We start from the raw sequence: 18,897 nt of genomic DNA on the forward strand, positions 1-18,897 counted from the left end.
TTTACGCTGCGAAGTCTCTCGCCGTCGGCAGGTCGCCGATGTTGCTTGAGGACTTACCCCGATGCGCCTTATCGCCGCCAGCCTCACCGCCGCCTTCCTGATCGCCCCGGTCGTCGCCCCGATCGCCGCCTATGCCGGCCCGGCCTGCACGACCGAAGCCAAGGACAAGTGGATGACCGAAGACGCCATGAAGGCGAAGGTCGCCGAGATGGGCTATCAGAAGATCAAGACCTTCAAGGTCTCCGGCAGCTGCTACGAGATCTACGGCTACACCAAGGACGGCAAGAAGGCCGAGGTCTATTTCAACCCGGTCTCCGGCGCGGTCGTGAAGTCCGAGATCGACTGATGACCGCCCCCACCCCCGGTGCCGGTGCCGCCACGCGCGGCCCGGCCAGCGCCTCATCCACGGCCTCGCCCGAGGTCGTGGTGTGGGATCCGGTGGTCCGCATCTTCCACTGGACCGTGGTCGCCGGGTGCCTCTTGAACCTCTTCGTCGTCGAGGACGGCGAAGCGCTCCACCAGATCATCGGCTATGTCGTGGCCGCGGTTCTGGTGGTGCGGGTGATCTGGGGCTTCATCGGCACGCATTATGCGCGCTTCGCGCAGTTCGTTCCCGGCCCGCGTCGGCTCGGGCGGTATCTCTCCGCTCTTGCCAAGGGCCGCGAGCCGCGCATGCTGGGGCATAATCCCGCCGGTGCGGTGATGATGCTCGCGCTGATGGCCCTGCTCGCCGCCACCTGCGTCAGCGGGTGGATGATGGGGCTCGACGCCTTCTGGGGCGAGGACTGGCTGGAGGAGACGCACGAATGGCTCGCCAATTCCATCCTGGTCCTGGCGCTGCTGCACGCGCTGGCGGCGCTCGTCGAGAGCCATCGCCACCGCGAGAACCTCGTTCTGTCGATGATCACCGGGCGCAAGCGCCGCGCCTGAACGATGCGAGGGGGAGCCGGCCATGAGGCTCCTCCTGGTGGAAGACAGCCCGCGGCTGCGCGAGCTGGTCAGCGAGACGATCCGCCAGGCCGGCTGGCGGATCGATACGGTGGGCTCGCTGGAAGAGGCCGAGGCCGCCGTCGACACCAATGCCTACGACCTCGTGCTGCTCGACCTTGGCCTGCCCGATGGCGACGGGCTCGATTTCCTGCGCGCCATCCGCCGCAAGCGCAGCACCATTCCCGTCCTCGTGCTGACCGCGCGGGGCGCGATCGACGAGCGCATCGCCGGGCTCGATGCCGGCGCCGACGACTATCTGACCAAACCGTTCAACAATGGCGAACTGCTCGCCCGCTCCCGCGCCTTGCTGCGCCGGGCGCCGACCATGGCGCCGGTGCTGGAGGCCGGGCGGCTGCGCTTCGACCTCTCCCGGCTGGAGGTGAGCTGCGGCGAGGAGATCCTGCCACTCACCCCGCGCGAGCGCGCGGTACTGGAAATCCTCATGCGCGATTTCGGCAAGGTCACGCCCAAGCGCGTGCTGGAGCACAAGCTCTCCGATTTCGACGAGGACATCTCCGCCAACGCCATCGACCTGCATCTCTCGCGCCTGCGCAAGAAGATCGCCGCCCATGACGCCGGCATCGCCATCGAGACGGTGCGGGGCGTCGGCTATCTGCTGCGCGAGACCGAGGCATGAGCCCGGGCAAGGGCTTGAGCGCCACCCCGCGCCGCACGGATATCCGCACCGGTCGACGCGCGCTCGGCGTGCTGGTGGCCCAGCGCATCGTGCTGTTCACGCTGCTCGCCATGCTCGCCCAGCTCGTGGCGGTGGTGGCCGAATATGCCGCCGATCCCGACAATCTCTCCCGCCTGCTGCTGGAGCGCGAGACGCAGGCGCTGGCCGAGGGCTTCTCGCTCAACGGTTCGGCGCTGCGCTACGAGCTGCCGGAAGACCTCGCCAGCCGCTACGACGTGGAAGGCTCCGGCTATGTGGCGCGGGTACGCACGCCCTCCGGCGTCATCCTGTTCTCGCACTGTGACGAATCCTGCACCGAGCATTTCCTCCCGCTCGATCTCAACCCGCCGAGCTTCTGGATGCGCATCCTGCGCGACGGGTATCCCCTCACTTTCGCTGGCGGCCATACGGTGGAGATCGGCGGGTACCATGCCTTTATCGAGGTGGCGATCGACGGCGATCCGCAGGGCGCGCTCTGGGGCGTGTTCGCGGATGAAGTGACCGAGCACATGCTGGTGCCGATGAGCATGACGCTGATCTTCGTGCTCGGCGCCAGCCTCTATTCCATCCACACCGCGCTCAAACCCGTGCGCGCCGCCGCCCTCGCCGCCGAACAGCTCGACCCGATGAAGCCCGATAGCGGCCTGCCGACCGACGGCATGCCGCGCGAGATCGCCCAGCTCGCCGGGGCGGTGAACCGGTCCTATGAACGGGTGCGCGCGCTGGTCGCCGGGCAGAAGCTGTTCACCTCGGCCATCGCGCACGAAATCCGCACCCCGCTCGCCGTGGTGCGGCTGGAGCTGGAGCGCATCGACCACCCGCGCGCCCGCCAGGCGCTCCACGAGGTGGATGAGCTCTCGCGCTTCCTCGAGCAGATGGTCGCGCTGGCGCGGCTGGAGGCGGCGGACAAGCGCGGCTTCGCCCCAGTCCATGTCGACCGCCTGCTGGAGGAAGTGGTCGGCTCCACCGCGGCCTTCGTCTATGGCGCCGGGGCCTCCATCGGCTTCGAGGCCTCGACCGATCCGGTGGTCGCCGGCTACGCGCCACTGCTGCGCGACGCGGTGCGCAACCTCATCGAGAACGCGGTGCGCCATGGCGGGCGCGGCGTCGCCATCCGCGTCGCCTCCACGCCCGATGGTGGCATCGAGGTGGCCGATGACGGCATCGGCTTTGGCGGCGTGACGCGCGAGGACGCGCCGGGCTTCTACAAGCCGGCCGGCGGGCTCGGCATCGGGCTGGAAATCGTGCGCCGCATTTGCGAGCTGCACGGCGCCCGCTTCGAGATCGGCCGGGCGCCGGAGCGCGGCACGCTGGCCCGCATCCGCTTCCCCGCCACCGAGGCCGCGTGAGGCTCAACGCGCCGGGTTTGCCGGCCACACAGCGAGCCGTTCCTTGACGAAGGGCTGCTCCCAGAGCGGCGGCTCGGCGAGCGGCGCCGTCCCCGGCTTGAAGCGGGCGATGATCTGACCATCAGGATGGGCGGCGCGCCAGGCCGGCAGCTCGGCCAGCGTCGGCAGGTCGACCGGGCGGGTGAGCCGCGCGAGATAGCCGATCTCGCCCTCATAGATGCCGACCACCGCGATCGGCCGCGCCGTATCAAGCCGGGCGACCAGCGGCGCGAGATCGAAGGCCGGCACGCGCCCCATTCCCGCTTCGAGGAAGCCGGCGAGCAGCAGCGCGCCCGTCACCAGGGCCCCGGCGCTCCAGCGCCGCTGGCGCAGCGCCCAGATCGGTACGGCGAGCGCGATCAGCAGCAGCCCCGGCCACACCCCCAGCGGCGGCAGAAGCTGCGGGTAGCGCGGCGCCAGCAGCGCGCTCACCACCAGCGCCAGACCCGCGACCAGCACGGCGAGCGCCGGCCCGGTCTCGCTGCGGCGCGGGGCGTCGCCGATCAGCCGGGCGAGGATCAGCGCCGCCGCCGGCAGCGCGGGCAGCAGGTAATGCAGCTGCTTGCTGGAGATCGCCGACATGATGAGGAAGGTGCCGGCGGCCATGATGACCGGCAGCCGCCACGCCCGCTCGCGCCACAGCGGGGCGAGCGCCGCCCGGTTCCAGAAACCGGAGACGCACCACCAGGGGAACAGCAGCAGCGGCAGCAGCGGCAGATAGAACCAGAACGGCCGGCGATGGGCGAAGGCCTCGACCATGCGGCCCGCCGTCTGGTGCCACAGCAGCGTGCCGGCGAATTCCCCGCCGCCCGCACCACCCGCCGCCAGCGCCCAGGCGAGCACGGGAATGCCGGCGAGGAGCGCCGTGCCCACCGTCAGCCCATACCAGCGCCGCCAGTTCATCGCGCCCTCGACCCAGAGCGGGGCGAGCAGCGCGGCCGGCAGCACATGCACCAGCATCACCGGACCCTTGGCGAGCAGGCCGAACGCGAGGGAGACACCGAACACCGCCCAGCCGCCCGCCTGATGACGCGCGGCGCGCAACAGGCCGATCAGCGCGGTGATGGTGGCCAGCGTCAGCATGGCGTCGAACATCACCGAGGCGGCGAGCGCCGCGTAGACCGTGAAGCCCGCCAGCATCAGCGCCGCGCGCGCGCCCAACACCGGGCCGGCGAGATCGCGGCCGAGCCGGTAGGTCGCCAGCACGCTGAGCGGCAGGAACAGCGCCGGCATCAGCCGGGCGCTCCATTCCTGCGGGCCAGTGACGTGCCAGGCGAGGTTGATCAGCCAGAACAGCAGCGGCGGCTTGTGGCTGTAGGGCTCGCCATTGAGATGCAGCAGCACCGCGTCGCCGGAGTTCCACATCTCCCAGGCGACGGTGAGATAGCGCGTCTCGTCGACGGGATAGGCCCCGCGCAGCGTCAGCGTCAGCGCGACGGTGGCAAAGGACAGCGCAAGGGCCAGCGCGAGCGGGCCGGCGACACTTTTGGCAGGGGGAGGGACGGAGCCCTCAGGCGGCGTTTTCAACCAGCGCCTCCGGCGCCCGGCTCTGACGGCGGATCAGGCGGATGTTGCGCATGTAGATGGCGAGGCCCGCGCCCTGGCCGATGATGAACACCGGGTCGCGCTGGTAGATCGCGTAGGCGACGAGGCTCAGCGAGCCGGCGATGCTCAGATACCAGAAGCTGTGCGGGATGACGCTGCGCCCCTCGCGCTCGCTCGCCCACCACTGGACGAGGAAGCGCGCCGAGAACATGGCCTGCCCGACGAGGCCGATACCGAGCCAGAGACCCGCGATCATGAATGCACCTCCGGCCGGCTCATGCGCGACTTCAGCCACATCACCCCGGCGAGATCGATGAGGCCGACCCAGAGCCGGTTCCACGTGCCGTATTTGGAGCGGCCGGCGGAGCGCGGGCGGTGGTTCACCGGGTGAGTCAATACCACGCCGCCTTCGCGCTGCACCAGAGCCGGGAGGAAGCGGTGCATGTGGTCGAAATAGGGAAGCCGCAGATAGGTGGCGCGGTCGAACACCTTGAGCCCGCAGCCGGTATCGGCGATGCCGTCGCCGAGCAGCGCGCCGCGCACGCGGTTGGCGATGCGCGAGGACAGGCGCTTGACGACGCTGTCATTGCGCCGCCGCCGCTGGCCGGCGACCATGCGCACATCCGGCCCATGGGCGGCGTCGCGGTAGAGCGCGAGCAGGGCGGGAATATCGGCCGGGTCGTTCTGCCCGTCGGCGTCGAGGGTGACGATGATCCAGCCGAGCGCCGCGTCCACCCCCGAGCGGATGGCCGCGCTCTGCCCATGCGAGCGGCGATGGCGCAGCAGCGTCAGTTCCGGCTGCACGGCCGCGACCTCGCTGATGACGGCGGCCGTGGCGTCGGCCGAGCCGTCATCCACCACGATGATCTCATAATGTTCGCCCGCCAGCGCGGCGGCGATCTCGGCCAGCAGCGGCGCGATGGCGCCGGCCTCGTCGCGCGCGGGAATGACCACGGAAATGTCCGGCAGGCCCGGCGCCGGCATCGCCCCCGGGAGCGCCCATGCGGCGGCAAAGGGCGCGCGCGCCTCCGCCATTGCGGTCGCGGGGGCAGCCTTGGACGGGTGGAGGCTCTCCATGTCGACCGCCACCGTCATCGCGCACCGAGGGGCAAAGTCGGCACCGTCGGCGCGGACGCGGGAAGGCGGGCGAGCCGCAGCTGCACGGCGCCGGCAAGGCCCAGCGGGGCGCAGAGCAGCGCCAGAAGGGCCATGCGGCCATGCAGGGTGGCGGCGCTTGCCACATCCAGTTCCGGCGCCACCGCCAGATGCACCCCGCTCATCACCGCGCCGGCGAGGCTGACCACCGACAGCGCGGTCAGCAGCAGCGGCAGGGCGGGAAGGCGCAGGCCGGGCCGGCCACCGGCGTGGTCGGCCGCCCAGAACAGGCCGGCGATCACCAGCGCGGCGCCGATGCCGCCGGCGATGATATGAGCGGCAGAGCCGCCCGGCGCCAACAGGCTGGTGATGGCGACGCAGGCCGCGGCGGCGCCGTTGATAAGGCAGAGCGGGGTGAAACAGACGCCGGCCTGACGGATAAGGCGTCGGGCGAAAGCGAGGTGTCGCGCGGCACGGCGATGGACGCCCATGGTTTCAGCACGGTCCGGCACCCGGCCCTCCCCTGTCGGCTGGTTCTATCCCGGCGTAACGGGGCCAACCTGTCGAACATCTGTCGGCGGTGTCACCCGGCCCGCCCCACCGGGCGGCATCAGACGCAGCGCCCGCAGCGCGTTGAGGATGACGGCGACGTCGATCGCCTCCTGCAGCAGCGCGCCCTGCACCGGGGCGAGATAGCCGAACGCCGCCGCCACCATGCCGAGCACCGACAGGCCAATGCCTACCGCCACGCTCTGCAGCGCGATGGCGCGCGCCCCGCGCGCGATGGCAAGGCCCGCCACCAGCGGGTCGATGCGGTCGACCAGCAGCACGACATCGGCGGCCTCGGCGCTGGCGGCGGCGCCGCGCGCGCCCATGGCGACGCCGACATCGGCCGCCGCGAGTGCCGGGGCGTCGTTCACCCCGTCGCCGACCATCATCACCGGGCCATGCCGGCGCTCGGCGCGCACCAGCGCGACCTTCTGGTCCGGGGTGAGCCCGCTGTGCAGGGCGTCGAGCCCAAGCCCGCCGGCGATGCGCGCGGTGACCTCGGCCCGGTCGCCGGTCGCCAGCAGCAGGCGGGCGATCCCCTGCTCCCGCAGCCCCGCCAGCACGGTGCCGACGCCCTCCCGCAGCGGATCGGCCATGATGATGTACCCGGCCAGCGCCCCGTCGAGCGCGATGGCGACGAGCACGGAACCCGCCATGTGCGATGGCGGGGCGGGCAGCGTGGTGGCGAGGCGCGCGGCGATATAGGCAGGCCCGCCCACCGCGACGCCTCGCCCCTCCACCGTGCCGGCAAGCCCCTCGCCCGGCTGTTCCTCCACCGCCTCGGGCAAAGCGAGGGTGAGATCGCGCGCCCGCGCGCTCGCCACCAGCGCCCGCGCCATCGGGTGCTGCGAGGCCTGTTCCAGCCCGGCGGCGAGGCGCAGCATCTCGTCGCCCGCCCCGCCAGCCACCGGGGCGAGGGTGACGATCTCCGGCCGGCCCTGCGTGAGCGTGCCGGTCTTGTCGAGGATGAGCGTGCGCACGCGCGCCATCGCTTCCAGCGGCGCGCCGCCCTTGATGAGCACGCCGAACTGCGCGGCGCGCGACAGGCCGGCGACCAGCGCCACCGGCACGGCGAGGATGAGCGGGCAGGGCGTCGCCACCACCAGCACGGCCACGGCGCGGATCGGGTCGCCGGTCGCGGCATAGGCCGCCGTCGCCAGCGCGACCGTGACGGCGAGGAAGCCGAGCGACCAGCGGTCGGCGAGCCGGGCCATCGGTGCCTTGGAGCGCTGCGCCTGCTCGACCAGCCGGACGATGCCGGCATAGGTGCTCTCCTGCGCCCGCCGCGTGGCGAGGAGATCGAAGGCTTCGCCCGCATTGGTCGCCCCGCTCAGCGCCTCGGCGCCGCGCGCCAGCCGCTGGGGCAGCGACTCGCCGGTGAGCGCGGCGGTGTCGAGAAAGGCGGAAGGCGTCGCCACCGTGCCGTCCACCGGCACGACATCGCCCTGGCGGATCAGCAGCCGGTCGCCGGGGGCGATGGCGTCGAGCGGCACCTCGGTGAGCCCGCCCGCGCCATAACGCGTCGCGGTGCGCGGCACGCGGGCGAGCAGAGCGTGCATCTCCCGGCGAGCCCGGCCCTCGGCGAAGCTCTCCAGAAAGCTGCCGCCGGAATACATCAGCGCGACCACGGCGGCGGCGAGCGTTTCCCCCGCCACCAGCGCGGCACCCATGGCGAGGGCGGCGACGATATCGAGCCCCACCTCGCCGCGCCGCAGGCTGCCGATGATCTCCACCACCAGCCCCGCCAGCACCGGCAGCACGCCGAGCCGCCAGATGAGGGTCGCGCCGGCTGGCAGCCCACCGACATGGAGGGCGAGGCCGAGGACGAGCCCGCCCGCCGCGAGGGCGAGCAATAGCGTGCGTATCCGGCCCTGACGGTCGGTGCTTGCCGGCTGCATGGCCGCGCTCCCCGCGCGCGGCGCCCCGCCCCGGCGGCGAGGACGCGCGCGCCGGTTGATCATGCGCCGGGGGACACAACCCGTCGAGGGCGCGCCGGGTCGGTAGGAAACCTCATGGGCGATATATTATACGGGGATGGCCAGTTGATTGGGCGCCGCGAGACTGGCACATGATGAACGGGGCCCCCACATTGGCGGAGCCTTCCCATCATCGGCCTAGGACCGACCGCACATGCTGACCAACAGGGGCAAGTATGGCCTCAAGGCGATGCTGTACCTTGCCCGTCAACCGGAAGGGAAGAGTTCGCTCGGGCAGGAGATCGCCACGGCGAACAACATCCCGAAGAAGTTTCTCGACGCCATCCTGCTCGACCTGCGCAATGCCGGCATGCTGCGCTCCCGCAAGGGGCCGGGCGGCGGCTATGCGCTCTCACGCTCCATCACCGATATCCGCGTCGGCCACATCATCCGCGTGCTGGATGGCCCGCTGGCGCCGATCGGCTGCGCCAGCAAGAGCGCCTATGTGCCGTGCCAGGACTGCCGCGACCTCGGCACCTGCGCCGTGCGCATCACCATGACCAAGGTGCGCGATGCCATGTCGGACATTCTCGACCGCATGTCGCTCAAGGACATGCTGGCCTTTTCCGACAATGCCGACATCGACCTGATGTACCACATCTGACCCGTCGGGAGCCGCGGGTGACCCTGCGGCATGGCGGCAACGTTTCGACACGCGGCGAACTGTGCTAGTCAGCACGCGTGAAACAGCGAACGACATATCGGCGGACCGGCGGACGGTCCCCTGTGCTCACCGCCGTCGCGCTCGCGGCCGCCGGCCTTGTCGCCACGGTGCCCGGCACCGCAGGGGCAACCGATTCGCGCCCAAACCAGGGCACCGGCGGCCCGCTCGTCGCTCCCGCGGGCAACACGGTGACGCTGGCGCTGCTGGTTCCCGGCGCTGGCCCGGCCATGGTCGCCCCGTCCTATGGCGACTGGCTCGTCGAGCCTCCCGCCGCAAGCCTGCCGACCGAGCATTTCGTCGCCCGCCCGCCCGCGCCGGGCACCGCCACCCATTTCCAGAAGTCGGCAGCGCCGGCAGCGGCGATGGCAGCCGCTCCCGCCCCCGCCATGGCGGCCGCCATTGTGGCGACGCCGGCACCCGTGCTCGCCGTGGTGCCGCTGCCGCCCAAGCGCCTGGCGGAGAAGCGCATCGTTCTCGCCTCCATCGCGCCCCTGCCGCCGCCGCGCGCCGCCGAGCCTGAGGCGAGTGAACCCCCGACCACCGAATCTCTCGCCTTCGCCCCGCCGCCGCCCGCCGCCGGCATGACCCTGCTGCGCCCGCCCAAGACCGAAGCCGCGCCGGAAGCCGAAGCCGCGCCCGAGGACGAGCCGGCCGGAGCGGAACAGGAAGACGCCGCCCGCCCGATCGACGACACGCCGGAGCCTGCCGCGACCCGCGCCACGGCCGACCGCGCGCCCCCGCATATCGAGGCGCTGATCGAGCGGCACGCGGCGCGCTACGATGTGCCGACCTGGCTGGTGCGCCGTGTGGCGTGGCGCGAGAGCAAGTTCGAGCCGACCCGGCGCAACGGGCCCTATTGGGGGCTGATGCAGATCCGCGTCGACACCGCCCGCGCCCTCGGCTTTCGCGGCGAGCCGAAAGACCTGCTCGATGCCGACACCAACATGACCTATGCGGTGGCCTATCTCGCCAACGCCTACCGCACCGCCGGGCGCGACGAGACGCGCGCCGTGGTGCTCTATTCCAAGGGCTATTACTACGAGGCCAAGCGCAAGCGCCTGCTCGCCTCGCTGATCCGCACCGCCTCCACCGAGACGGCCAAACCCGCCGCCGAGGGCGAGGCGGCGAGCGACGGGGCGACGGACGCCGCCCCGCCGGTCCAGTAAGCCCGGCTCAGCCGCCGGTACGGATCACCGCGTCGGCCACCACGATCTTCTTCGGCAGCAGGCCGAGCTCGAAGAAGGTGTCGGCCACGAGCTGCTGGTCGGCGATCACCTTGTCGGTCAGCGGCGCGACGCCGAAGCTCTGCCGGCCCACGGCGACGGACAGGATCGGCGCGGGAATGCCGGTGGACGGCGCGAGTTCCGCCACCGCCGCCGCCGGGTCCTTCTGGATCCAGTCATCGATCTCGCGGATGGCGTCGATCAGCGTCGCGATCACCTTGGGGTTCGCCTGCGCGAAGCTGCGGGCGCCGAGATAGAACTGGTAGTTCGGCACGATCCCCTCGGCGGTGGTGAGGGTGCGCGCCTTGATCGACACCTCGGCGGCGGCCTGGAACGGATCCCAGATCGCCCAGGCGTCGATCGCGCCCTTCTCGAAGGCGGCGCGCGCATCGGCCGGCGGCAGGAACTTGGTGGTGATGGCCGAATAGGGCACGCCGGCCTTCTCCAGCGCCTTCACCAGCAGGAAATGCACGTTCGAGCCCTTGTTGAGGCCGACCGTCTTGCCCTTGAGCTCCGCCACCGAGGTGATCGGGCTGTCCTTCGGCACAAGGATCGCCTCGCCCTTCGGGGCCGGCGGCTCATTGGCGAGATAGACGAGATTGTCGCTCGCCGCCTGCGCGAAGATCGGCGGCGCCTCGCCGGTCTGGCCGATGTCGATGGCGCCGGCGTTCAGCGCCTCCAGAAGCTGCGGCCCGGCGGCGAACTCCGCCCATTTCACGGTGATGCCGAGCGGCTCCAGCTTCTTCTCGAGGATGCCGCGGCCCTTCAACAGCACCAGCGTGCCGTATTTCTGGAAGCCAACGCGCACCTCGCCGGCGGCACGCGCCGGGCGCAGCGCGGGGGCGGAGAAGGTGGCGGCAAGGCCGGCGGCGCCGGCCAGCACGGTACGACGGGTCAAACGGGTCATGGAGTGTCCTTTGTCAGCCGGCAAACAGATGGGAGAGGAGGCGCTCTTCCAGCGCCGCGAGTTCGGCCGAGCCACGCCGGCGCGGGCGCGGCAGCGGCACGTCGAGATCGAAGGTGATGCGCCCCTGGTCGATCAGGATCACCCGGTCGGCCAGCGCCAGCGCCTCGGCGACGTCATGGGTGACGAGGATCGCGGTGAAGCGCTGCTCCAGCCAGATGCGCTCGATCAGCCCCTGCATCTCGATGCGGGTCAGCGCGTCGAGCGCGCCGAGCGGCTCATCCAGCGCCAGCAGGCGCGGACGGGAGGCCAGCGCGCGGGCGAGCGCCACGCGCTGCTTCTGCCCGCCCGACAGCACCGCCGGCCATTCGCCCGCCCGGTCGGCAAGGCCGACCTCACTGAGGATGGCGCGGGCGAGCTTGTCCCGCTCGGCGGCCGGCGTGCGCTGGGGCAGACCGACCTCGACATTGGCGCCCACGCGCTGCCAGGGCAGCAGGCGCGGCTCCTGGAACATCAGGCGGATCGCCTCGCGGTCGGCATCGCCCTCAAAGGAGATGCCGCCGCTCGAGGGCTCGTCCAGCCCGCCAATGAGCCGCAGCAAAGTGGACTTGCCGCAGCCGCTCTTGCCGATGACGGCGACGAACTGGCCGGCGGGAATGCTGAGATCCAGCCGCTCCAGCACCCGTTTCTCGCCGAAGCGGCGCGACAGGCGCTCGACATGCACGCCGAGCCCATGCGGGGGAAGGGACGATGCCGCTTCCGTCGACGGAGTGGCAGCAGAAGTGGCGCGCGCGACGGGCGCGACAACGGAGACGGGGGCAGCGGTCATGAGGGGCGCTCCCGTCAGCTCTTCGGCGTGTGGAAGGCGGGGTGCCATTGCAGGCACAGGTGCTCGAGCGCGCCAGTCAGCACATCCGCCAGCTTGCCGAGCAGGGCGTAGATGAGGATGGCCAGCACCACGACATCCACCAGCAGGAATTCGCGCGCCTGCATCGCCATGTAGCCGAGGCCGGACGAGGCCGCGATGGTCTCGGCGACGATCAGCGTCAGCCACATGATGCCGAGCGCGAAGCGCAGGCCGACGAAGATGGAGGGCAGCGCGCCCGGCAGGATCACCTTCCAGAACAGCGTGGCGGGGCCCATGCCATAGACCCGGCCCATCTCGATGAGCTGCGGATCGACCGTGCGCACGCCATGCAGCGTGTTGATGTAGATCGGGAAGAACACGCCGAGCGCGACGAGGAAGAGCTTGGCCTCCTCGTCAATGCCGAACCACAGGATGACCAGCGGGATGAGCGCCAGGTGCGGCACGTTGCGCACCATTTGCAGCGTGGTGTCTGTGTAGCGGCGCGACAGGCTGGACAGGCCGTTGGCGATGCCGAAGACGAGCCCGATCAGCCCGCCGACCAGAAGCCCGGTCAACGCGCGGGCGGTGCTGACCGCCATGTGGTGGACAAGCTCGCCCGATTTCAGCGCCTGCCAGCCGGCCAGCGCAATGGCGGAGGGCGCGGGCAGCACGTTCGGCGCGATGTAGCCCCAGCGCGCCAGCACTTCCCAGGCCGCGACCAGCAGCGCCGGCAGAAGCCATCCGGCCAGCCGGGCTTCAAGGCGCAGCAGACGCGCGCGGGAGCTGCCCGGCGCGACGGTTCGGGCGGCGCTGCTCTTCGTGCCGAAACCGGCGGTGCGCGGGCGGGTCGAACGTTCCACCAGCGACATCAGGCGGCCTTTCCGAGCGCGCCGTGATGCGCCTTGTGACGCGCCGCGAGGGCATGGACGGCCTCCTCGACCAGCCGATCGAAACGCTGCTCGGCGGCTCCCGGCGTGACAACACCCTCGGCGAAATCGCGTTCGGTGAAGAAGGCGCCGGTGCCCAGCGGGTGGGCCTGGAAGAAGGCGAAGAGCGGGCGCAGCTGATGCTCGATCACCAACGCGTGGCGTTCGCTGCCGCCGGTGGCGAGCAGCGCGACCGGCAGGCCGATCAGCCCGCGATAGTCGAGGAAATCGACGAAATGCTTGAACAGGCCGGAATAAGACCCCTTGTAGACCGGCGAGCCGACAACGAGGAAATCCGCCCCCTCCACCGTCTGGAACGCCGCCTCCACATCATCCGGCGCCGGGCGCGTGCGCAGCGCCCCGATGCCCTCCAGCGCCGCGATGTCGACGAGCTGGGTGGTGGTCGAAAGCCCCGCCGCCTCGGCGCCGCCGGCAATGCGCCCCAGCGCATGCTGCACCAGCGCGAGGGTTCGCGAGGGTGAGGACAGACCGCCGCTCAGGCCGACGATCTTCAGCGGGCGGTGGGACACGGGGGCCGTCGGCAGGCCGGAATTCTGCGGGCTCAAATGCTGCGTGCTCATGCGCACCTTCCTCAGTCGCTGCACCCTGTGAGCGGGGCGGCCTCGCGCCGGGCGGCGGGGCCGCGGCCGTCACAGCGGCTCGTGGTTGACATAGGTCTTGCACGGTCGGGGCCATTAGTCTATCGAATTTATATACCTTGTAATCGGAGCCGCTCATGTCCCTCGCCATCACCCGGCGCTCCTTCGCCGCCCTCGCGGGTGCCGCCCTGGCGCTGGCCGGTCTCGCCGGCGCGCCGGCGCTGGCCGCCCCGCCCACCGAGATCCGCGTCGACTGGGCGACCTACAGCCCGGTGTCGATCGTGCTGAAGGACAAGAAGTTCCTCGAGGAGGAATTCGCCAAGGACGGCATCGCCATTCGCTGGGTGCAGTCCGCCGGCTCCAACAAGGCGCTGGAATTCCTCAATGCCGGTTCGCTCGACTTCGGCTCCACCGCCGGTGCGGCGGCGCTGGTCGGGCGCATCAACGGCAACCCGATCAAGTCGATCTATGTCTATTCGCGGCCCGAATGGACCGCGCTGGTGACGCGCAAGGACAGCGGCATCACCAAGGTGTCCGACCTCAAGGGCAAGAGCGTCGCCGTCACGCGCGGCACCGACCCGCACATCTTCCTCATCCGCGCTTTGGCCGCCAACGGCCTGACCGACAAGGATGTACGCTTCGTGCTGCTCCAGCACGCCGATGGCCGCCTCGCGCTGACCCGCGGCGATGTCGATGCCTGGGCCGGGCTCGACCCAATCATGGCCTCGGCCGAGCTGGAAGACGGCGCGGTGCTGTTCTTCCGCGATCCGGCCGCCAATAGCTGGGGCGTGCTGAATGTGCGCGAGGCCTTCGCGCAGGAGAACCCGGAGATCGTCAAGCGCGTGCTCGCCGCCTATGAGAAGGCGCGCAAATGGGCGGTCGAGAACCCGAAGGAGCTGGCGGTGCTGCTGGAAGGCGCGACCAAGCTCCCCGCCCCGGTCATCGCCCGCCAGCTCGAGCGCACGGGCCTCACCTATGGCCCGATCGGCGACGCGCAGAAGGACACCATCATCGCCGCCGGCAAGGCGCTGCAGGACGCCGGCGTCGTCGCCGCGACCGTCGACGTGCCCGCCACGGTGAATGTGCTGATCGATTCCCGCTACCTGCCGCCGGGATCCTGACATGAGCGCGGCGGACGGCATCATCGAGACTCCCCTCGCCGCCCCCACCGGGGCGACGCGGCGGGGCGCGGGCGGCTTGCGGGGCTGGCAGCGGGCGCTGCTGGGTCTCGTCCTGCCGCTCGGCGCCGCGCTGGCGTGGGAGCTCGCCGTCCGCTTCGGCCTCGCGCAGGGGCGGCTGCTGCCGGCCCCCAGCACCATCCTCGCCACGCTCGCCGAGCTGGCCCGCAATGGTGATCTCGGCCTCCACATTCGCGCCACGCTGGCCCGCGTCGCCGCCGGTTTCGCGCTGGGTGTCGCCGCCGGCACCCTGCTCGGCGCGCTGGCCGGGGCCTCGGGGCTTGCCCGCGCGCTGCTCGACCCCACGCTTCAGGGCCTGCGCGCCATTCCGTCCATCGCCTGGGTGCCGCTGTTCATCCTGTGGCTCGGCATTTTCGAGGCCTCCAAGGTCACGCTGATCGCGGTGGGCGTCGCCTTCCCGGTCTATCTCGGCACGCTCGGCGCCATTCTCTCGGTCGACCGCAAGATCATCGAGGTCGGCCGCAGCTTCCGCCTGACCCGCCTCCAGCTCGCCCGCCGCATCCTGCTGCCCGCCGTGCCGCCGCATTACATTGTGGCGCTGCGCTCGGGTCTCGGGCTCGGCTGGATGTTCGTTGTCGCCGCCGAGTTCATGGGTGCCTCCGAAGGGCTCGGCTATCTGCTGGTCGACGGCCAGCAGCTCGGCAAGCCCCAGCAGATCGTTGCCGCCATCGTCGTCTTCGCCATTCTCGGCAAGCTGACCGACGCCGCACTGGTCGCCGCCACCGCGCCGCTGCTGCGCTGGGAAGACACCGCCCAGCGCGCCGCGCAAGGCGAGGGCTGACGCCATGCTGCGCCTCGATCACATCGCCAAGACCTACCCGAACACGACCTACCCGACCGGCACGCAGGCCCTCGCCCAGCTGACCCTCAGCGTGGAGGCGGGCGAGATCCTCGCGATTGTCGGCGGCTCGGGCTGCGGCAAGAGCACGCTGCTGCGCCTCATCGCCGGGCTGGACCGGCCGAGCGCCGGGCGCGTCGAGGTCGATGGCGAGACCATCACCGCCCCGCACCCGGCGGTCGGCATCGTGTTCCAGGAGCCGCGCCTGCTGGCCTGGCTCACCGTCGCGCAGAATATCGGCTTCGGCCTCGCCCATCTGCCGCGCGCCGAGCGGGACGCGCGGGTGGCGGCGGCGCTGGAGCGCATCGGCCTGCCCGGCCACGGCAAGCGCTGGCCGCGCGAGCTCTCCGGCGGGCAGGCGCAGCGCGTCGCGCTCGCCCGGGCGCTGGTCACCCGCCCCCGCGTGCTGCTGCTCGACGAGCCGTTCTCCGCGCTCGACGCCTTCACCCGCGCCGACCTACAGGAGCATCTGCTTGCCCTGTGGGAGGACACCCGCCCGACCTTGGTGCTGGTCACCCACGACATTGACGAGGCGCTGACCCTCGCCGACCGCATCGTCGTCATGCAGCCTCACCCCGGCCGCATCGCCGCGATCGTGAATGTCGCACTGGCGCGCCCGCGCCAGCCCGGCTCCCCCGATGTCGAGGCGCTGAAGCGCCAGATCCTCAGTGTTTTGGGACCGACGCGCCGTCACGCGGCGCTGCCGGCCGCCGCAGAATAGGAAAAAAACCATCATGTCTCACCCCGCCCCTTCCAGCGACGGCCTCAACGTCCTGTGGTTCCTGCCCACCCATGGCGACGGGCGCTATCTCGGCACCGGCCTCGGCGCGCGGGAGGTCGATATCGACTATCTCCGCCAGGTCGCGCAGGCCGCCGACCGGCTGGGCTATTACGGCGTGCTGATCCCGACGGGAAAGAGCTGCGAGGACAGCTGGCTGGTCGCCTCGGCGCTGGCCCCGGTCACCAAGAACCTGCGCTACCTCGTGGCGGTGCGGCCGGGCCTTGCCTCGCCGACCCTTTATGCCCGCATGACGGCGACGCTCGACCGCATCTCCAACGGGCGCCTGCTCATCAACATCGTCACCGGCGGCGACCCGGTGGAGAATGCCGGCGACGGCATCTTCCTCAACCATGACGAACGCTACGAGGTCACCGACGAGTTCCTTACCGTCTATCGCCGCCTGCTGGCCGGCGAGCGCGTGACCTATTACGGCAAGCACATCAAGGTCGAGGACGGCCATCTGCTGTTCCCGCCGCAGCAGGCGGACGGTCCGGCGCTGTATTTCGGCGGCTCCTCCGCCTCCGCCAACAAGGTGGCGGCCGAGCATGTCGACAAGTACCTGACCTGGGGCGAGCCGCCGGCGGCGGTCGAGGCCAAGATCAAGGAGGTGCGCAAGCTCGCCGAGGCCGAGGGCCGCAAGGTTTCCTTCGGCATCCGCCTGCATGTCATCGCCCGCGAGACCGACGCCAAGGCGTGGGAAGCGGCGGAAGACCTCATCCGCTATCTCGACGACGATACCATCGCCGCCGCGCAGAAGGTGTTCTCGCGCCTCGATTCGGTCGGCCAGGCCCGCATGTCCGCCCTGCATGGCGGCCGGCGCGACAAGCTGGAAGTGAGCCCGAACCTGTGGGCCGGCGTCGGCCTGGTGCGCGGCGGCGCCGGCACGGCGCTGGTCGGCTCGGGCGAGACGGTCGCCCAGCGCATCCGCGAATATGCCGATCTCGGCATCGACAGCTTCATCTTCTCGGGTTACCCCCATCTGGAGGAAGCCTACCGCGTGGCCGAGCTGGTTCTGCCGCGCCTCAAGCTCAACCACTCCATTGCGCAGGCGAGCGGCAAGGTGAACACCGGCCCCTTCGGCGAGACCATCGCCAATGACTACCGCCCGCCGGTGCGTGCGGCGCAGTCGTGAGCGCCCCCGCGCCGGGCGCCCAGCCCCTCCGCCCGGCGGCTGACGCCGGGCCGGTCGGCGCGCCGCGCGTGATCGAGACGCCCGTGGCGATCATCGGCGGCGGCTTTTCCGGCGCCGCTGTCGCCTGGCACCTGCTGCGCCAGCGGCCGGACCTCGCGGAAATCGTCATCGTCGAGCCGCGCGCGGTCATCGGGCGCGGCCTCGCCTATAGCGCCGCCGACCCGCAGCACCGCATCAACGTGCCGGCGACGCGCATGTCGCTGATCCCCGACGCGCCTGACCATTTCAACGACTGGCTGGAAGCCTCCGGCGCGCTGGAGGCGGACCCCACCGCCCGCATCGACACGCGCAATTTCCCGTCCCGCGCGGTGTTCGGCGCCTATGTCGCTGAGGCCATCGCCGCGCTGGGCGCGCGCGTGCGCCATGTGCAGGCCCGCGCCGAGGATATCGCGCCCGACGGCGCGACCTATCTCATCACCGCCTCGGACGGCACGCGCATCCGCGCTGGCATCGTCGTGCTAGCGGTGGCCCATGCCGCGCCCGCCGCGCCGCGCGCGGTCGAAGAGGCGCTGGCCGGCCATCCGCGCTATGTGCGCGACCCCTGGCAGGACGGCGCCTTCGACGCGATCCGCGCGACCGACCGCGTGCTGATCGTCGGCACCGGCCTCACCATGGCCGACATCGTGGCGAGCCTTGAGGCGCGCGGCCATCACGGCGAGATCCTCGCCATCTCCCGCCGCGGCCTGCGCTCGCGCGGCCACCCCGCCGCGCTGCACGACCCGTTCGGCGATTTCACCAGCCCGCCCATCCGCACCGCCGGCGACCTGGTGCGCCGCATCCGCGCGACGGTGAGCGAGGCCGTAGAGGCCGGTAAGAGCTGGCACTGCGTGCTCGATCAGGTGCGCCTGCAGGGCAGCGCGATCTGGCGCGCCTTGCCGCTGCCTGAGCGGGCGCGCCTTCTGCGCCATCTGCGCCCGTTCTGGGACGTCCACCGCTTCCGCATTGCCCCGCAGGTGGAACAGGTGCTGGACCGGCGCATCGCCGACGGCACGCTTGCCATCCGCCCCGCCTCGCTCAAGGCCATCACGCGGGACGGCGACACGATCCGCGCCAGCCTGCGCGAGCGCCGCCGCGGCGGCCGCGAGGAAAGGGCCTTCGACGCGGTGATCGTCGCCACCGGCCCGGCGCATGGCTCGGTCTTCGCCTCCAACCCGGCGCTGGCCGCCCTTGAGGCCCATGGCCTCGCCCGTCCGGACCCGCTGCGGCTCGGCATCGACGTGACGCTGGAGGGCGCGGCCATCGGCACGGAGGGCACGGCGCGCGGCACGCTGCTGGTCGCCGGCCCGCTGGCGCGCGGCACGATCGGCGAGCTGATGGGCCTGCCGGATGTGACCAACCACGCCATCCGCATCGCCGGCGCGGTGGCGCAGGCGCTCGGCGAACCGGCCGTGCGCGACCGCGCAACCACGTCTCGCGAGCCATCCCTTGAGGCGTCCATAGCGGCGCCGGCCACCGCACGCCGGGTGGGGGCGAAATAACTCTACTATTTTAGTAGATTTATGTTG

The 18,897-nt window shown here is 71.3% G+C and carries 20 protein-coding genes; 11 read left to right on the plus strand and 9 right to left on the minus strand.

Annotated elements, in window-relative coordinates; translation table 11 throughout:
* Positions 1-61 precede the first annotated feature (61 nt).
* From AncyloWKF20_RS15025 to AncyloWKF20_RS15040, 4 genes are read left to right on the plus strand one after another with little or no spacing between them, the layout of a single operon-like run.
* Entirely contained in the window at positions 62-346 is a 285-nt protein-coding gene (locus AncyloWKF20_RS15025) for a PepSY domain-containing protein (protein ID WP_279314821.1), read from the plus strand.
* A complete protein-coding gene (locus AncyloWKF20_RS15030; protein WP_279314822.1) occupies positions 346-930 on the plus strand; it encodes a cytochrome b/b6 domain-containing protein in 585 nt (194 codons plus the stop codon). Before AncyloWKF20_RS15025 ends, AncyloWKF20_RS15030 begins: the two co-directional genes overlap by 1 nt.
* Positions 931-952: 22 nt before the next feature.
* Complete coding sequence (locus AncyloWKF20_RS15035; RefSeq protein ID WP_279314823.1) at positions 953-1,627, plus strand: response regulator transcription factor; 675 nt, start codon at positions 953-955, stop codon at positions 1,625-1,627.
* Positions 1,624-3,015: an ATP-binding protein gene (locus tag AncyloWKF20_RS15040; RefSeq protein WP_279314824.1), complete on the plus strand. Its 1,392-nt coding sequence runs from the start codon at positions 1,624-1,626 to the stop codon at positions 3,013-3,015. The genes AncyloWKF20_RS15035 and AncyloWKF20_RS15040 overlap by 4 nt, the downstream gene beginning before the upstream one ends.
* 3 nt (positions 3,016-3,018) lie before the next feature.
* Here AncyloWKF20_RS15040 and AncyloWKF20_RS15045 read toward each other — a convergent pair whose 3' ends face one another.
* The 5 genes from AncyloWKF20_RS15045 to AncyloWKF20_RS15065 all read right to left on the minus strand — a co-directional run bounded on the left by AncyloWKF20_RS15045 (position 3,019) and on the right by AncyloWKF20_RS15065 (position 8,141).
* Complete coding sequence (locus tag AncyloWKF20_RS15045; RefSeq protein WP_279314825.1) at positions 3,019-4,581, minus strand: glycosyltransferase family 39 protein; 1,563 nt, start codon at positions 4,579-4,581, stop codon at positions 3,019-3,021.
* Entirely contained in the window at positions 4,565-4,855 is a 291-nt protein-coding gene (locus tag AncyloWKF20_RS15050; RefSeq protein WP_279314826.1) for a lipid-A-disaccharide synthase N-terminal domain-containing protein, read from the minus strand. Before AncyloWKF20_RS15050 ends, AncyloWKF20_RS15045 begins: the two co-directional genes overlap by 17 nt.
* Positions 4,852-5,583, minus strand: coding sequence for a glycosyltransferase family 2 protein (locus AncyloWKF20_RS15055; RefSeq protein ID WP_279317990.1), 732 nt, complete (start codon positions 5,581-5,583; stop codon positions 4,852-4,854). The genes AncyloWKF20_RS15050 and AncyloWKF20_RS15055 overlap by 4 nt, the downstream gene beginning before the upstream one ends.
* Before the next feature lie 107 nt (positions 5,584-5,690).
* Positions 5,691-6,206: a hypothetical protein gene (locus AncyloWKF20_RS15060; protein ID WP_279314827.1), complete on the minus strand. Its 516-nt coding sequence runs from the start codon at positions 6,204-6,206 to the stop codon at positions 5,691-5,693.
* Between the two features lie 24 nt (positions 6,207-6,230).
* Entirely contained in the window at positions 6,231-8,141 is a 1,911-nt protein-coding gene (locus AncyloWKF20_RS15065) for a heavy metal translocating P-type ATPase (RefSeq protein ID WP_279314828.1), read from the minus strand.
* A 232-nt stretch (positions 8,142-8,373) separates the two neighbouring features.
* Between AncyloWKF20_RS15065 and AncyloWKF20_RS15070 the strand changes: the two genes are divergently transcribed.
* Entirely contained in the window at positions 8,374-8,823 is a 450-nt protein-coding gene (locus tag AncyloWKF20_RS15070) for an Rrf2 family transcriptional regulator (RefSeq protein WP_279314829.1), read from the plus strand.
* A gap of 122 nt (positions 8,824-8,945) precedes the next feature.
* Entirely contained in the window at positions 8,946-10,049 is a 1,104-nt protein-coding gene (locus tag AncyloWKF20_RS15075) for a lytic transglycosylase domain-containing protein (protein WP_279314830.1), read from the plus strand.
* A gap of 7 nt (positions 10,050-10,056) precedes the next feature.
* On the opposite strand, the gene AncyloWKF20_RS15080 is transcribed toward AncyloWKF20_RS15075, so the two are convergent.
* Genes AncyloWKF20_RS15080 through AncyloWKF20_RS15095 form a run of 4 tightly spaced genes read right to left on the minus strand, consistent with a single transcriptional unit; the run spans position 10,057 to position 13,364 of the window.
* Positions 10,057-11,013 carry a sulfonate ABC transporter substrate-binding protein gene (locus AncyloWKF20_RS15080; protein WP_279314831.1) on the minus strand — a complete coding sequence of 319 codons (957 nt, stop codon included), beginning with the start codon at positions 11,011-11,013 and terminating at the stop codon, positions 10,057-10,059.
* 13 nt (positions 11,014-11,026) lie between these two features.
* Positions 11,027-11,839, minus strand: a complete 813-nt coding sequence (locus tag AncyloWKF20_RS15085) for an ATP-binding cassette domain-containing protein (RefSeq protein ID WP_279314832.1) — start codon at positions 11,837-11,839, stop codon at positions 11,027-11,029.
* 14 nt (positions 11,840-11,853) lie between these two features.
* Positions 11,854-12,726, minus strand: a complete 873-nt coding sequence (locus tag AncyloWKF20_RS15090; protein ID WP_279314833.1) for an ABC transporter permease subunit — start codon at positions 12,724-12,726, stop codon at positions 11,854-11,856.
* A complete protein-coding gene (locus AncyloWKF20_RS15095; protein WP_279314834.1) occupies positions 12,726-13,364 on the minus strand; it encodes an NAD(P)H-dependent oxidoreductase in 639 nt (212 codons plus the stop codon). The genes AncyloWKF20_RS15090 and AncyloWKF20_RS15095 overlap by 1 nt, the downstream gene beginning before the upstream one ends.
* A 155-nt stretch (positions 13,365-13,519) precedes the next feature.
* Here AncyloWKF20_RS15095 and AncyloWKF20_RS15100 point away from each other — a divergent pair, with 155 nt between their 5' ends.
* From AncyloWKF20_RS15100 to AncyloWKF20_RS15120, 5 genes are read left to right on the plus strand one after another with little or no spacing between them, the layout of a single operon-like run.
* Complete coding sequence (locus AncyloWKF20_RS15100; RefSeq protein ID WP_279314835.1) at positions 13,520-14,503, plus strand: aliphatic sulfonate ABC transporter substrate-binding protein; 984 nt, start codon at positions 13,520-13,522, stop codon at positions 14,501-14,503.
* Position 14,504: 1 nt separating this feature from the next.
* Positions 14,505-15,362 (plus strand): ABC transporter permease, encoded by an 858-nt coding sequence (locus AncyloWKF20_RS15105; protein WP_279314836.1) that lies wholly within the window; start codon positions 14,505-14,507, stop codon positions 15,360-15,362.
* 4 nt (positions 15,363-15,366) lie between these two features.
* On the plus strand, positions 15,367-16,140 hold the full coding sequence (locus tag AncyloWKF20_RS15110; RefSeq protein WP_279314837.1) for an ABC transporter ATP-binding protein: 774 nt from the start codon (positions 15,367-15,369) through the stop codon (positions 16,138-16,140).
* 13 nt (positions 16,141-16,153) lie between these two features.
* On the plus strand, positions 16,154-17,332 hold the full coding sequence (gene ssuD / locus AncyloWKF20_RS15115) for an FMNH2-dependent alkanesulfonate monooxygenase (RefSeq protein WP_279314838.1): 1,179 nt from the start codon (positions 16,154-16,156) through the stop codon (positions 17,330-17,332).
* Positions 17,329-18,870, plus strand: a complete 1,542-nt coding sequence (locus tag AncyloWKF20_RS15120; protein WP_279314839.1) for an FAD/NAD(P)-binding protein — start codon at positions 17,329-17,331, stop codon at positions 18,868-18,870. Before ssuD ends, AncyloWKF20_RS15120 begins: the two co-directional genes overlap by 4 nt.
* Positions 18,871-18,897: the final 27 nt, after the last annotated feature.

The sequence above is a fragment of the Ancylobacter sp. WKF20 genome (genome assembly GCF_029760895.1).
Taxonomy (GTDB): Bacteria; Pseudomonadota; Alphaproteobacteria; order Rhizobiales; family Xanthobacteraceae; genus Ancylobacter.

Coding starts and splice junctions, on each gene's coding strand:
- AncyloWKF20_RS15025 (WP_279314821.1), top strand. CDS start 62: ATGCGCCTTATCGCCGCCAGCCTCACCGCCGCCTTCCTGATCGCCCCG.
- AncyloWKF20_RS15030 (WP_279314822.1), top strand. CDS start 346: ATGACCGCCCCCACCCCCGGTGCCGGTGCCGCCACGCGCGGCCCGGCC.
- AncyloWKF20_RS15035 (WP_279314823.1), top strand. CDS start 953: ATGAGGCTCCTCCTGGTGGAAGACAGCCCGCGGCTGCGCGAGCTGGTC.
- AncyloWKF20_RS15040 (WP_279314824.1), top strand. CDS start 1,624: ATGAGCCCGGGCAAGGGCTTGAGCGCCACCCCGCGCCGCACGGATATC.
- AncyloWKF20_RS15050 (WP_279314826.1), bottom strand. CDS start 4,855: ATGATCGCGGGTCTCTGGCTCGGTATCGGCCTCGTCGGGCAGGCCATG.
- AncyloWKF20_RS15055 (WP_279317990.1), bottom strand. CDS start 5,583: ATGCCGGCGCCGGGCCTGCCGGACATTTCCGTGGTCATTCCCGCGCGC.
- AncyloWKF20_RS15065 (WP_279314828.1), bottom strand. CDS start 8,141: ATGCAGCCGGCAAGCACCGACCGTCAGGGCCGGATACGCACGCTATTG.
- AncyloWKF20_RS15070 (WP_279314829.1), top strand. CDS start 8,374: ATGCTGACCAACAGGGGCAAGTATGGCCTCAAGGCGATGCTGTACCTT.
- AncyloWKF20_RS15080 (WP_279314831.1), bottom strand. CDS start 11,013: ATGACCCGTTTGACCCGTCGTACCGTGCTGGCCGGCGCCGCCGGCCTT.
- AncyloWKF20_RS15085 (WP_279314832.1), bottom strand. CDS start 11,839: ATGACCGCTGCCCCCGTCTCCGTTGTCGCGCCCGTCGCGCGCGCCACT.
- AncyloWKF20_RS15090 (WP_279314833.1), bottom strand. CDS start 12,726: ATGTCGCTGGTGGAACGTTCGACCCGCCCGCGCACCGCCGGTTTCGGC.
- AncyloWKF20_RS15095 (WP_279314834.1), bottom strand. CDS start 13,364: ATGAGCACGCAGCATTTGAGCCCGCAGAATTCCGGCCTGCCGACGGCC.
- AncyloWKF20_RS15100 (WP_279314835.1), top strand. CDS start 13,520: ATGTCCCTCGCCATCACCCGGCGCTCCTTCGCCGCCCTCGCGGGTGCC.
- AncyloWKF20_RS15105 (WP_279314836.1), top strand. CDS start 14,505: ATGAGCGCGGCGGACGGCATCATCGAGACTCCCCTCGCCGCCCCCACC.
- AncyloWKF20_RS15110 (WP_279314837.1), top strand. CDS start 15,367: ATGCTGCGCCTCGATCACATCGCCAAGACCTACCCGAACACGACCTAC.
- ssuD (WP_279314838.1), top strand. CDS start 16,154: ATGTCTCACCCCGCCCCTTCCAGCGACGGCCTCAACGTCCTGTGGTTC.